At 48.6% G+C, this 12,209-nt stretch carries 14 protein-coding genes; 13 read left to right on the top strand and 1 reads right to left on the bottom strand.

Going from position 1 to position 12,209, the window contains the following annotated elements; translation table 11 throughout:
• The first annotated feature begins 9 nt into the window (after positions 1 to 9).
• The 8 genes from ACP26N_RS09815 to ACP26N_RS09780 all read left to right on the top strand — a co-directional run bounded on the left by ACP26N_RS09815 (position 10) and on the right by ACP26N_RS09780 (position 5,967).
• Positions 10 to 1,272 carry a tetratricopeptide repeat protein gene (locus tag ACP26N_RS09815; protein WP_114595565.1) on the top strand — a complete coding sequence of 421 codons (1,263 nt, stop codon included), beginning with the start codon at positions 10 to 12 and terminating at the stop codon, positions 1,270 to 1,272.
• 28 nt (positions 1,273 to 1,300) lie between these two features.
• Positions 1,301 to 1,828 (top strand): ReoY family proteolytic degradation factor, encoded by a 528-nt coding sequence (locus tag ACP26N_RS09810; RefSeq protein WP_114595566.1) that lies wholly within the window; start codon positions 1,301 to 1,303, stop codon positions 1,826 to 1,828.
• A gap of 196 nt (positions 1,829 to 2,024) precedes the next feature.
• Positions 2,025 to 2,465 carry a DUF2487 family protein gene (locus ACP26N_RS09805; RefSeq protein WP_114595567.1) on the top strand — a complete coding sequence of 147 codons (441 nt, stop codon included), beginning with the start codon at positions 2,025 to 2,027 and terminating at the stop codon, positions 2,463 to 2,465.
• Between the two features lie 104 nt (positions 2,466 to 2,569).
• Positions 2,570 to 3,076 (top strand): ubiquinol-cytochrome c reductase iron-sulfur subunit, encoded by a 507-nt coding sequence (locus tag ACP26N_RS09800; RefSeq protein WP_026828085.1) that lies wholly within the window; start codon positions 2,570 to 2,572, stop codon positions 3,074 to 3,076.
• Between the two features lie 3 nt (positions 3,077 to 3,079).
• Positions 3,080 to 3,751 (top strand): menaquinol-cytochrome c reductase cytochrome b subunit, encoded by a 672-nt coding sequence (qcrB, locus tag ACP26N_RS09795; protein WP_012370658.1) that lies wholly within the window; start codon positions 3,080 to 3,082, stop codon positions 3,749 to 3,751.
• Positions 3,752 to 3,792: 41 nt separating this feature from the next.
• The gene (locus tag ACP26N_RS09790; RefSeq protein ID WP_114595568.1) at positions 3,793 to 4,584 is read left to right on the top strand and encodes a menaquinol-cytochrome c reductase cytochrome b/c subunit; all 792 of its coding nucleotides are present in this window, start codon (positions 3,793 to 3,795) and stop codon (positions 4,582 to 4,584) included.
• Between the two features lie 56 nt (positions 4,585 to 4,640).
• Complete coding sequence (locus tag ACP26N_RS09785) at positions 4,641 to 5,240, top strand: DUF1405 domain-containing protein (RefSeq protein ID WP_426353739.1); 600 nt, start codon at positions 4,641 to 4,643, stop codon at positions 5,238 to 5,240.
• 46 nt (positions 5,241 to 5,286) lie between these two features.
• Entirely contained in the window at positions 5,287 to 5,967 is a 681-nt protein-coding gene (locus tag ACP26N_RS09780) for a zinc metallopeptidase (protein WP_114595570.1), read from the top strand.
• A gap of 66 nt (positions 5,968 to 6,033) precedes the next feature.
• Here the strand turns inward: ACP26N_RS09780 and ACP26N_RS09775 are convergent, their stop codons facing one another.
• Positions 6,034 to 6,921 carry a YitT family protein gene (locus ACP26N_RS09775; protein WP_114595571.1) on the bottom strand — a complete coding sequence of 296 codons (888 nt, stop codon included), beginning with the start codon at positions 6,919 to 6,921 and terminating at the stop codon, positions 6,034 to 6,036.
• Between the two features lie 174 nt (positions 6,922 to 7,095).
• Here ACP26N_RS09775 and bshA point away from each other — a divergent pair, with 174 nt between their 5' ends.
• The 5 genes from bshA (at position 7,096) to panC (ending at position 12,207) form a co-directional block, all read left to right on the top strand.
• Entirely contained in the window at positions 7,096 to 8,238 is a 1,143-nt protein-coding gene (gene bshA / locus ACP26N_RS09770) for an N-acetyl-alpha-D-glucosaminyl L-malate synthase BshA (RefSeq protein WP_026828089.1), read from the top strand.
• Complete coding sequence (locus tag ACP26N_RS09765) at positions 8,225 to 9,370, top strand: CCA tRNA nucleotidyltransferase (RefSeq protein WP_426353737.1); 1,146 nt, start codon at positions 8,225 to 8,227, stop codon at positions 9,368 to 9,370. Before bshA ends, ACP26N_RS09765 begins: the two co-directional genes overlap by 14 nt.
• On the top strand, positions 9,331 to 10,302 hold the full coding sequence (locus tag ACP26N_RS09760) for a biotin--[acetyl-CoA-carboxylase] ligase (protein ID WP_426353735.1): 972 nt from the start codon (positions 9,331 to 9,333) through the stop codon (positions 10,300 to 10,302). Before ACP26N_RS09765 ends, ACP26N_RS09760 begins: the two co-directional genes overlap by 40 nt.
• A gap of 238 nt (positions 10,303 to 10,540) precedes the next feature.
• Positions 10,541 to 11,380 carry a 3-methyl-2-oxobutanoate hydroxymethyltransferase gene (gene panB, locus ACP26N_RS09755; protein WP_114595574.1) on the top strand — a complete coding sequence of 280 codons (840 nt, stop codon included), beginning with the start codon at positions 10,541 to 10,543 and terminating at the stop codon, positions 11,378 to 11,380.
• Entirely contained in the window at positions 11,377 to 12,207 is an 831-nt protein-coding gene (gene panC / locus ACP26N_RS09750) for a pantoate--beta-alanine ligase (protein WP_426353733.1), read from the top strand. The genes panB and panC overlap by 4 nt, the downstream gene beginning before the upstream one ends.
• The last annotated feature ends 2 nt before the right edge of the window (positions 12,208 to 12,209 follow it).

Here is a 12,209-nt window from a genome sequence, read left to right as displayed (position 1 = left end):
GCGTTTGCCTTGAACGAAAACGTATTAAAAGAGATCGTCGAAAGTCTCGAACATGGTCACACGTCAGAAGCATTAACGGCGCTCGAACAGCTCGAAAAAACCGGGACGGATGAAGATCGTTTAGCGGTCGCCGATTTGTATATCGAATTGGGCTTATCCGATCGGGCAGTCGATTTACTGGCACCTTTGTATGTCGATTATTCGGGAAATGCCGGTGTAGCTTTATTACTTGCAGAATGTTACATCGATTTGGACCGAGAAGAAGAGGCCATCACTGTGCTTGAGCAGGTCGATGTGACGGATATTGAGAATGGTCCCCGGACATTGGTTTTGCTGGCTGACCTGTATCAGTCCCAAGGGCTCGATGAAGTAGCGTTAGCTAAATTAAAACAAGCGCGTGACTTGGCCCCAAACGAACCATTGCTGGCGTATGGACTGGCGGAACTCTATATGACACTCGGTGCTTTTGATCAAGCCGTTCCTTTGTTTGCGGAAATCGCGGCCGATCCGCTCTTACGCGAAGAGTTACCGCTTGATGCCCTCTATGCGGAATCACTGGCGATGATCGGTGAGTTTGAAGAAGCGATTCCACTATATGAACGCGCGGTTGCCGAGCGCTCGGATCTGCATACGTTATTCGGTCTCGCCATGACGGCCCACCGGGTCGGACAACACCAAAAAGCGGTCGAGACATTCCAGCAACTGATTGCGCAGGATCCCGACTATACGTCGGCCTATGTTCCATACGCGGAAAGTCAGTCGGAACTCGGCTTGACGAAAGAAGCGCTCAATGTCATCAAGCAAGGAATCGAACGTGATGATTACAACGACGAGTTACGGACGATGGAAGCCTTGTTCCTCTTGAAACTTGGTGATCGGGAAGGCAGTGTCAAAGCGTTACGTGAAGCATTAGCCCTCAACCCAGAATCCCTTGTCGCAGCCGAACGGCTGTTGGCCTTACTCGCAGAAGACGAAGATCATGACGCGACGCTCGAGACGATTTCCGCCATCGAAGAACATGTGACGGCACCGATCTTAACGTGGTATCGCGCCCGGTCGTTATACGCGCTTGAAGAATATACGCAGGCGATGGAGAAATATGCGCAAGTGGAAGCTGCTTTTGCAGATGATGCATTATTCTTAAAAGAGTACGGGTATGCTCTCGTAGAAGAAGGGCGCCGCGACGAAGGACTGGTCTTATTACGCCGGGCAGCCAATCTGACACCGGAAGATGCCGATTTAGTCGACTATGTCGAACGAATGGATGGATGATTTCACTGGAGAAGGGAGTAGGATTAAGATGACAGAGAGAAAGCAGCGTTTCTTGCGCCGCATCTTGACCTATTATACGTTGAAACGTCGGGAATCAAAGTGGATCATCGATTATTGGCTTCGAAACGATTCGAAGCTCGAACAGGTTCATTTTGTTCAAAATGCCATGTTTGCGCCCAAGGCAATAATCATTACGACCTATGGATTTGATGCAGACCCTTTTCTCTTTAAAAAAGGAGAGGTCAAGACGACCGATCCGGAAAAAGCCTATCATGATATTCGTTTGACCGATGAGCCGATCTATATCGAGTTAAACTTTCAAGGAATGATGATGGATGACGAGTACCTCTCGCTGTTAGAGGAAAATCCTTTTCGACCGGAAGTGGCCGTTGAACCGAAATTGGCAGATGCGGCAATGAATTTCATTGCGGCGACCGTCAACCGTCAAGAAGAAGAACGTTTGGTCCGATTGATTGACGAGGCGCTCGACGCCCGGGATAAAAATCGTTTCCAATCGCTTTCGGACGAATTGCGGATTATTCGCAGTCAACTTTGATCGGAAAATCGAGTCGTTTGCCTTCCTTCGACTGAACCGAAGGAAGGCTTTTTTTCGAAATCGAAACTAAGGGGAAAATATGAAGAAAAATTGTAGCTAATTTCATAAAACGTTCACATTAAAGAAGCAGTTCCAAAAGCGGATATGATACATTAAATGTGACGAAATGTAAGTGAACAGGAAAGGGGGGAATGACTTGCGTTTCAAACCATCCGATGTTCAAAGGACGAGAAACGAACAAGCGTATATCGATACGTTGATTGTCCCATTGATTCCCGTCGGATTCGACGAAGCGATGCATGCTTTCTCGGAATGTGCAGATATGACAATGACTGTCGCGACGGAAGTCGAACGGCAATTGTCGGGACGGGCGATGCTTGTTCCGCCAATGACATATATTGGTGAACCGTCCATTGACCAGCTCACCAGTTGGGAGCAGGCCGCATCTTCAGAGCAGTTTCGATTTGTAACGTTCATTACTGCCGATTTACGGTGGAAAGAGACATCGGTCACGGACATCATTTATGTCCCACGTTTATCGCTTGAGACGATGAGTCGCGATCAACAAGGTCAGATGGTCGGGAATTTTGTCGGGCAAGTCTTAGAGCAGTTAGGAAACCGCTGGACCGCGCTATGAAGCGGTTGACGCAATGATTTTATTAAGATACTATTACCATGTGAGAAATTTGTGTGAAGTACTGTGGTCTTGGGGCACAACGTACATCACGAGGGGGGATCGAGATGGCTCAAAACGGGTCTAACGTAACACGTCGTCAATTCTTGACGTATACATTGACTGGAGTCGGCGGCTTTATGGCGGCGACGATGGTCATGCCGATGGTCAACTTCGCAGTTGACCCAGTCCTGAAGAAATCAGGAGCAGGCGATAAAGTAAAAGTAATGAAGTTGTCGGACATCACGACAGAACCAAAACGGGTCGACTTCAAAAAACAGACACAGGATGCGTGGTATGAGTTTGAAGAAACGTTATCTGCGTGGGTGTTTAAAAACGATAAAGGCGAAGTATTGGCCTTATCACCGATCTGTAAACACTTAGGATGCCAGGTCAGTTTTGGAGCGGATCCGACGCACCCAGAACAATTCTATTGCCCATGTCACTTCGGCCGGTATACGAAAGATGGCGTTAACGTACCAGGTACGCCTCCGACGAAACCGCTTGATGAATATGAAAAGCAAGAGAAAGATGGTTTCCTTTACCTAGGTAAACCAGTCGAAAGAGGTGCGTAAGCGATGATGCAAAAAATTTATGATTGGATTGATGAGCGCGTTGATATTACGCCACTTTGGCGAGATATCGCCGATCATGAAGTTCCAGAACACGTTAACCCGGCCCATAACTTCTCAGCATTCGTTTATTGTTTTGGCGGGTTGACATTCTTCACGATTGTCATCCAGATTCTTTCAGGGATGTTCTTGACAATGTATTACGTACCAGACATCATCAATGCGCATGCGTCCGTGTACTATCTTCAAAATGAAGTAGCGCACGGTCAAATCGTCCGTGGTATGCACCACTGGGGTGCATCGGTCGTCATCGTAATGTTGTTCCTACATACATTACGTGTCTTCTTCACAGGTTCATACAAAAAACCACGTGAATTGAACTGGGTTGTCGGCGTACTGTTATTCTTCGTTGTCTTAGCACTTGGTCTGACAGGATATCTGTTGCCATGGGATATGAAAGCATTGTTCGCAACGAAAGTTACGATTCAAATTGCGGAAAGTATTCCTGTCATCGGTGGTATCGCGAAAACACTCCTGGCGGGTGGGGAAATCGTCGGTGCAAGCACAATCGCTCGATTCTTTGCGATTCACGTCTTCTTCCTTCCTGCAGCATTGTTCGTCTTGCTCGGGGCCCACTTCATGATGATCCGTAAACAAGGGATCTCTGGACCACTTTAAACCGACACTTATCATTAGACAACTAAAAGGGGGAGAACACGATGCATCGTGGTAAAGGAATGAAATTCGTCACCGATTCACGGGTGTCGATCAACAACCGGATGCCGAATAAGTCAAAAGACTATTCGGAGTATCCAGGTCGGACGGAAGCGTTCTGGCCAAACTTCTTGCTTCGCGAATGGATGGTAGGAGCGGTCTTCCTGATCGGCTTCATGACATTGACTATCGTTGAAGCAGCACCGCTTCAAAATATCGCTGACCCGACGAATACGTCGTACATTCCACTTCCGGACTGGTACTTCTTATTCCTCTATCAGCTCTTGAAATATCAATTTGCGGCTGGTCCGTACATTTTGATGGGTACCGTCATCCTTCCTGGGCTTGCGTTTACGGCACTGTTAGTTGCGCCATGGCTCGATCAAGGACTCGAACGTCGCCCGGCAAAACGTCCGATCGCGGTCAGCATGATGTTACTTGCGATCGTATCGATCGTCTTCTTGACATGGGAATCAGTTCAGACAACACACTGGGATACTATCCATAAACAAGGTGAGTTGACAATGAACGAAGGTCCAAAAATCGATACAGCAGCAAAAGGTTTCGAGATTTACTCGAATCAATCATGCGTCAACTGTCATGGTAAGAACCTCGAAGGCGGCGCAGCAGCTCCAGCCCTCGTCGGGACGAAGAAGACAGAAAAAGAGATTTATGATATCGCAGTTAAAGGTATCGGTTCGATGCCTGCTGGACAGTTCAAAGGTTCAGATGCAGATCATAAAGAACTTGCTAAATTCATCGCATCATACGGTGAAGGCGGAGAAAACAATAAATAAGACAACCGGCCGGGGGAATTTTCCTCCGGTTTTTGTCTATCATGAGGTGACGATATATGCCGTTCATTCATATTTTAAAACATAAAGCTGTGCTTTGGCCGCTTGCATTGATCAATCTGGGCGGAACATTATACGGCTATTACTGGTATCAGCCGCAACTCGCGCAGTCGAAATGGTACTATTATCCGTTCATTCCGGATAGCCCGACAGCCTCGCTCTTTTTTACGATTATCATCTTTTTATGGATTTTCAATCGACGATCGCGTTTATTTGAAGCCCTTGCTTTCGTCACCTTGATTAAATACGGGGTTTGGGCAGTCGTCATGAATGCGTTGATGTTACAGGAACTCGGGACGGATGATTCCTTTTTGACCGCGATGGCTTTGATGCTGATGGTTTCACATGGTGCGATGGCATTTCAGGCACTCTTGTATGCGCCTGTCATGACGTTTCGGATCAAGGAACTGGTTCTCGTCTCAATTTGGGTCATTCATAACGATGTTGTGGATTATGTGCTCGGACAGTGGCCGCGGTATCCGGCACTTGCCGAACATATCCAGTGGATCGGATACGGTTCGTTTTGGTTGACCGGATTATGTCTTTTGATGGGATATTGGTTTGTCGCACGCGATTCGATTGACAATAAGTTCGCTTGAACATAAAATAAGACTATAATCTTTTTTTATGAAAGGAAGCGACGATATGGCGAACTATTTAATCTATCTGGCAATCATCATCATCGTGCCGATTTGGGCACAGATGCGTGTCAGAAAGACGTACAAAAAATATCAGGAAGTTCCGATTCACAGTGGAGTGACGGGAGCGCAGGTCGCAGACTTCATCATGAAGCAAAACGGGATTACCGATGTTCGTCTTGAGCCGATTGGGGGAACGATGTCCGATCATTACGACCCAACGAACAAGGTCGTCCGCCTGTCGGAAGATGTCTATTACGGTTCGACGGTATCAGCGGTTTCGATCGCGGCACACGAAATCGGCCACGTCATCCAAGATGCGACGGATTACGGAATGATGCGGGTCCGTCACCGGATTGCTCCGGTGGCTTCGATTACGTCTAACTTGTCATTCCCGTTACTATTGATCGGTTTCTTGGCGGGTATGAGTGGACTGGCGATGCTTGGAGTCATCTTGATGCTCGGAGCAGTCATCTTCCAACTCGTGACGTTGCCGGTTGAGTTTGATGCTTCAAAACGGGCGATGGTCCAGTTAACGGAACATGGAATCATCGATGCAGAAGAAGAACGCGGTTCGCGCCGTGTCCTGAATGCAGCGGCTTGGACATATGTCGCTGCGACGCTCGTTGCGGTTGCTGAGTTTATTCGCTTAGCATTGATTGTCTTTGCACCGTCAAGTGATGATTAAAAACAGGTAAATAAAAAGACGAGGAATCCAATCGGATTTTTCGTCTTTTTTTTGTATGCTGCCCAATCACGTTTCTTTGATCGGAATTCGGTTTTCATCGAAGGTGAATCCTTCTCCGGTCACTTCATAAACGTCATGCAGGGTGATGAAGGCATGTTGATCGACTGATTTGACAAGTGTCTTCAATCGTGTGATTTCATTTCGGGCGACGACGACGTACAGTACTTCCAAGTCGCGTCCTGAATACCCGCCCTTGGCGATCAAGCGAGTCGTCCCGCGATTCATCGTCGCATGAATACCATCCGCGATTTCCGTTCGTTGATCACTGATGATCATCGCGGCTTTTCCGGCATACGTCCCTTCTTGCATCCAGTCAATGACGCGAGCACCGACATAGACGGCAAGTAACGTGTACATCGCCTGTTTGTAATCGAGATAGCTCAGTGATGCGATAATGACAAAAAAGTCGAAGACCATGAATGTCCGGCCGATCGACCAGCCGAAATACCGTTTTGTTAAGCGGGCGATGATATCGACACCACCGGTCGTGCCGCCGTTATTGAAGATGATGCCGAGACCGACACCGATAAAGACACCGGCAAATAAAGCCGCGAGGACCATATCATCTTTCAAGAAAATTTCAAGCGGTGAGTATTTGGCAATCAATCCATACCAAATTGAAAAACTGAACGTCCCAATCAACGTATAGACGAACGTCGTCCGCCCGAGCAATTTATAACTGACGAAGAATAATGGAATGTTGAGCAACAAGTTCGTGACAGATGGGGAAAACCCGAATAATCCTTTTAAAATCAAGGTGATCCCTGTAAATCCTCCCTCGGCCAACTCGTTCTGCACGTTAAAATGATAGATACCAAAAGCGAAAATAAATGATCCGATCAAAATCCAAATGATATTTTGAATACGAATCGGAAACTGAAATGGGGGTGCCATCTGATTGCTCCTCTCTGACATGACTCTTTCTCTAGGGTAACGGCAGACGTCAAAAAAGACTAGCTTTTCTGATGAAAATCACTTGAAAAGTGGCAGATGTAGTTTTTAGTCGGCAATTTGATTACAATGAGCAGGGGACAGGACATTACTTAATGAAGAGAGAGTGAACTAGATATGAAAAAAGCGATTGGGATTCTCTGTTATCCATCGGTCGGTGGCAGTGGTGTCGTAGCGACGGAACTCGGCATGAAATTAGCAGACCGGGGACACGATGTACACTTCATCACATCGAGCATTCCGTTTCGACTGACGGAGTACCGGCCGAACATTACCGTCCATCTCGTCGAGGTGAATCAATATTCGGTTTTTAAATATCCACCGTACGACATCACGCTGGCGTCGAAAGTAGCGGAAGTCATTGACTTGTTTGATCTTGATGTCATTCATGCCCATTACGCTGTGCCGCATGCCGTTTGTGCGGAGCTCGGGCGAAACATGGCGAAGAAAAAGGGTGTGGCTGTCGTAACGACTTTACACGGAACGGATATTACCGTCATTGGACAGGATTTAGAGATGCAACCGGCGATCCGGTACGGCATCGAAAGTTCGGATGCCGTCACGGCAGTTTCCGAAAGTCTGGCGCTTGAAACAAACATGACATTAAACGGACAATATACGATTGAAGTCATCCCGAACTCAATTGATGAAAGTATGTATTATCCGATGCGGGATGAACGATTGAAACGCCACTACGGCATCGAACCGGATGAGGTCGTTGTCATCCATATTTCGAATTTCCGACCGGTCAAACGAATCGATGATACAATCGCTGCCTTTGCGATTGCTTCAAAGGATCGTGCCATGCGCTTGTTATTGGTCGGAGACGGTCCGGAAATGGGGCAGACGCGACGCCGGGCAAAGGAACTGGGGATTTACGACAAAATTATTTTTGCCGGCAAACAGGAGCATGTCGCCCAGTTGCTGGCGATCAGTGATATTCATTTACTGTTGTCGGAAAAAGAAGCATTCGGACTTGTCGTCCTCGAGGCAATGGCTGTCGGTGTGCCGAGTGTCGTCTCGAGTGCCGGTGGATTGCCGGAAGTGATTCAAGACGGGAAAACGGGATTCATCGTACCGACGTATGATGTCAAGGCCGCAGCGGACCGGATTGGACAGTTGGCGGATGATGCGACACTGCGGGAAGAATTGGCAGAGGAAGGGATTCGCGATACCCGGAGACGGTTTGATTCCAATCAAGTCGTTCGTGCCTACGAACTGCTGTATGAACGGGTGTGTGCACGCTATGAAAATGCTTGACTACGCCAATCAGATCATTCGAACGATTGAAGAGGCGGGCGGCGAAGCTTATATCGTCGGTGGAGCGGTCCGGGATATGTTGCTCAAACGGGAACCCGGAGATTATGACCTGGCAACTTCGCTTCTTCCGGAAGCAGTCATGCACCTCTTTCCGGTCGTGATTCCGACCGGACTCGATCATGGCACGGTCACGGTTGTCCTCGATCATGTCCCGTTTGAAGTGACGACATTTCGTTCGGAAAGCACGTACAGTGACCGCCGGCGTCCGGATGAAGTGACGCTCGGTGTCAGCTTGGAAGAAGACTTGACGCGTCGTGACTTTACAATCAATGCGATGGCATTGAAGCCGACCGGACTCGTGGATCTGTTTGGCGGTCAAGACGACTTGGCAGCAAAAGTCGTCCGGACGGTCGGTCGAGCGGAAGAACGCTTTAATGAAGATGCCCTGCGGATGATCCGGGCATTTCGATTCATGAGCCAGTTGGAATTTATGCTCGACCAGGAGACGGAACTGGCGATCAAAAACCAAAAACAGCATCTTCAATCGGTTGCCGTTGAGCGCATTGCGATTGAGTTCGAAAAACTGTTGTTAGGTCCCGGACGTGAAGCGGCTTTAGCGGCGATGCTCCGAACCGGAATCCAGCAGTATATGCCCGATCTGAACGAGACGATCATCAAGCAGTTGATGACGTTCCCGTTTAATGGTGTATCGTCAGATGACGTCTGGACACTCGTCTTAGTCGCAGGACTCCGACCGGAATCGTTAAGGGCCTGGAAACGTTCGAAAAAACAGGAAGGGCGTGCGAAGACACTGGCTCCGCTTGTTCAGGAAGCGACGTTATCCGATTGGCAACGTTACCGGCTATCGGACGAAGAGTTGGAACATTTGAACGAGATGACAGGACGCCGACATGAAGGGCGGATGTCCTTGCCGATCCGGCGTCTGCAAGACTTGACGGTCAACGGGCGTGACATGATCGAGCTCGGGTTGCAAAAAAACCAGATTAAAGAAGCGCTTCATCACCTGGAGCGACAAGTCGTACACTGCCAACTGGACAATCAACGCGAGATTCTGTTAAAGGAAGTGAAGAGTTGGAAAAATCAACACGGGACCGAGTCCTCCACGCACTGATGCAGACCGACTGGATATCGGGACAAGAGTTGGCTGATCATTTAAATATTTCACGTACCGCCATTTGGAAACAAATTGCGGCATTAAAAGAAGCCGGATACATCATTGAAGCGAATAAAAAAACAGGCTATCATTTAGCCGATCAAGGTGACCGGTTGACCCCGCTTGCGATTCAACAACATTTGCGGACGCAGGCGCTTGGACAACAGATCATCCATCTCGAACAGACAGAAACGACGCAACGCATTGCCCATGAACAAGCTCAGCAAGCAGCAAACGAAGGCTCACTGATTGTCTGTGACTTTCAAACCGGCGGTCGGGGGCAACTCGGACGCACGTGGTATGAGACGCGGGGAGCGGGCATTGCGATGAGTTTGATTTTGCGACCGGCAACACCGCTTCACCAAGCCGGTCAATTGACATTACTTGCCGGTATCGCCTTAGCTGAGACGTTCCGGACGCTCGATGTTCCGGCGACGATTAAATGGCCGAACGATTTGCTGATCGGTGGACGAAAAGTAGCCGGTATCTTGACAGAAATGCAAACGGAAGCGGATCGTATTAATTCCGTCATCATCGGAATCGGTATCAACGTTCATCACGAACAGTTTTCGGAAGTATTGTCAGACCGGGCGACATCATTAAAAATAGCGACAGGGAAATCAATTGCCCGCGCTGAAATCGTCGCGTTGTTTTTAAATACGTTTGAGCCGATGTACCGGAAGTGGTTGACGGACGGATTCGCATCATTTGTTCCGGCGTGGGAGAGACATGCCGACCGGTTGAACGATCTAGTAACGTTACGCACACGGCAAGAAACCGTGACCGGAATCTTACGTGGAATTCGGACGGATGGTACTTTGCAGATCGAAACAGAGACGGGCCTGACAACATTTCATTCCGCCGAATTGATTTACTGGACGGAAATGTAAGCTCGGACGTTTGCAGTCTGCTTTTTGAATCATGTATAATGAATGCGAGGATGATAGCCATTTGGAGTCATACCGGTTAGAGGCTTTTATTCATAACGTTTATTTGACTGCCTTGATCCTACTCGGACAGGGACAGAAGGATGATATTGCACTTATCCACGCCTTCTTTCCTATGGATTATTTTAGGAAGGAAGGCGTTTCCTTTTGTCTTCTCTAAACTACGAAGGAGAGAACACACATGCACACGATGACACCTTTATTAAAAAAACAACAGGCGGGCGAAAAACTCGTCATGCTGACGGCATACGATTATCCGTCAGCCAAACTGGCAGAAGCCGGACAGGTCGATTTGCTACTTGTCGGTGATTCACTCGGGAACGTCATTCTCGGCTATGATTCGACGATTGCCGTGACCGTAGACGATATGGTCCATCATGCGAAAGCCGTTCGGCGCGGGGCGCCGGCGACATTCATGGTCGTCGACATGCCGTTTGCCAGTTACCATGGTTCGTTTGACCGGACGCTTGAAGCAGCAGCCCGTATTTTCCAAGAAAGCGGAGCAGACGCCCTGAAACTTGAAGGGGCCGGAGACATCTTGACGACAATCCGCCGTCTTACCGATGCCGGGATGCCGTGTGTCGCGCACTTAGGACTGACACCACAATCTGTCGGGGTGCTCGAAGGGTTTAAAGTCCAAGGGAAATCGCTTGAAGCAGCGGAACAGTTGATTGCCGACAGTTTGGCAGCAGAACAAGCCGGAGCGAAGATGCTCGTCCTCGAATGTGTACCGCATCCCCTCGCAAAACGTGTTCAGGAACTCCTGAAGATTCCTGTCATCGGGATTGGTGCAGGGGCGGATGTTGCGGGTCAAGTATTGGTTTATCATGATCTTTTGACGTACGGTGTCGGCCGGCTTCCGAAATTCGTCAAAGCGTACACGGATTGGAACACATCAGGTACGGAAGCGATTGCGCAGTATGTCCAAGAAGTCAAAAACGGAACTTTCCCTGAACTCGCCCATTCCTTTATGATGGATGAAGAATTGATCGGGGCGTTATATGGAGGATCAAAAGAATGAAAATCATGCAGAGTGTTGAACAACTGCGGGAAGCGTTGGCAGGACAAACATCGATCGGATTCGTTCCGACGATGGGGTTCTTGCACGAAGGACATGCCTCATTATTGAATCAGGCACGTCAGGAAAACGATATCGTTGTTTTGAGTATCTTTGTCAATCCGACCCAATTCGGTCCAAACGAAGATCTAGACCGTTATCCGCGCGATGAACAGCGCGATCAACAACTGGCGCAAGCAGCAGGTGTCGATTACCTCTTTTATCCAACGAATGATGTCATGTATCCGCTCGATATGGCGCGGGTTACCGTTCGTTCGGGTGATGACGTCTTATGTGGCGCATCACGTCCGGGACATTTTGACGGGGTCTTAACGGTCGTCAGTAAATTGTTTAATATTGTCCAACCGACGCGTGCCTATTTCGGATTAAAGGATGCACAACAATTGGCATTGATTGAAGGATACGTCACAGATTACTTCATCCCGGTCGAAATCAAGCGGTGTCCGATCATTCGCGAAGCGGATGGACTGGCGAAATCGTCGCGTAACGTCTATCTGTCGGAAGCAGAACGCAAGCAAGCGCCGGGGATTCAACACGCATTGCAGGAAGCAAAACAAGCGCTCGACGCCGGGAAACCACTTGAAACCGTTCTTGCACAAACCCGTACGTCCCTTCAATTTGAAGGAACGACGATTGATTATGTGGAAGCCGTCGCCTATCCGACGCTCGGACCGGTTGAAGCGACAACGGAAACGATTTTACTGGCGGTTGCCGTTCAATTTGCATCGGCCCGGTTGATTGATAACTTACTATATACGAGAGGAGCATGATT

It is taken from the genome of Exiguobacterium sp. R-39 (genome assembly GCF_049942815.1).
Classification (GTDB): domain Bacteria; phylum Bacillota; class Bacilli; order Exiguobacteriales; family Exiguobacteriaceae; genus Exiguobacterium_A.
Note: the sequence above shows the minus strand (reverse complement) of the source record. Positions and strands in the feature narration are given on the sequence as shown.

What these genes read in the sequence shown, in the direction of transcription:
- ACP26N_RS09800 (WP_026828085.1), top strand. Translation starts at nt 2,570, where the DNA reads ATGGCTCAAAACGGGTCTAACGTAACACGTCGTCAATTCTTGACGTAT.
- panB (WP_114595574.1), top strand. Translation starts at nt 10,541, where the DNA reads ATGCACACGATGACACCTTTATTAAAAAAACAACAGGCGGGCGAAAAA.
- ACP26N_RS09785 (WP_426353739.1), top strand. Translation starts at nt 4,641, where the DNA reads ATGCCGTTCATTCATATTTTAAAACATAAAGCTGTGCTTTGGCCGCTT.
- ACP26N_RS09790 (WP_114595568.1), top strand. Translation starts at nt 3,793, where the DNA reads ATGCATCGTGGTAAAGGAATGAAATTCGTCACCGATTCACGGGTGTCG.
- ACP26N_RS09775 (WP_114595571.1), bottom strand. Translation starts at nt 6,921, where the DNA reads ATGGCACCCCCATTTCAGTTTCCGATTCGTATTCAAAATATCATTTGG.
- bshA (WP_026828089.1), top strand. Translation starts at nt 7,096, where the DNA reads ATGAAAAAAGCGATTGGGATTCTCTGTTATCCATCGGTCGGTGGCAGT.
- panC (WP_426353733.1), top strand. Translation starts at nt 11,377, where the DNA reads ATGAAAATCATGCAGAGTGTTGAACAACTGCGGGAAGCGTTGGCAGGA.
- ACP26N_RS09765 (WP_426353737.1), top strand. Translation starts at nt 8,225, where the DNA reads ATGAAAATGCTTGACTACGCCAATCAGATCATTCGAACGATTGAAGAG.
- ACP26N_RS09810 (WP_114595566.1), top strand. Translation starts at nt 1,301, where the DNA reads ATGACAGAGAGAAAGCAGCGTTTCTTGCGCCGCATCTTGACCTATTAT.
- ACP26N_RS09780 (WP_114595570.1), top strand. Translation starts at nt 5,287, where the DNA reads ATGGCGAACTATTTAATCTATCTGGCAATCATCATCATCGTGCCGATT.
- qcrB (WP_012370658.1), top strand. Translation starts at nt 3,080, where the DNA reads ATGATGCAAAAAATTTATGATTGGATTGATGAGCGCGTTGATATTACG.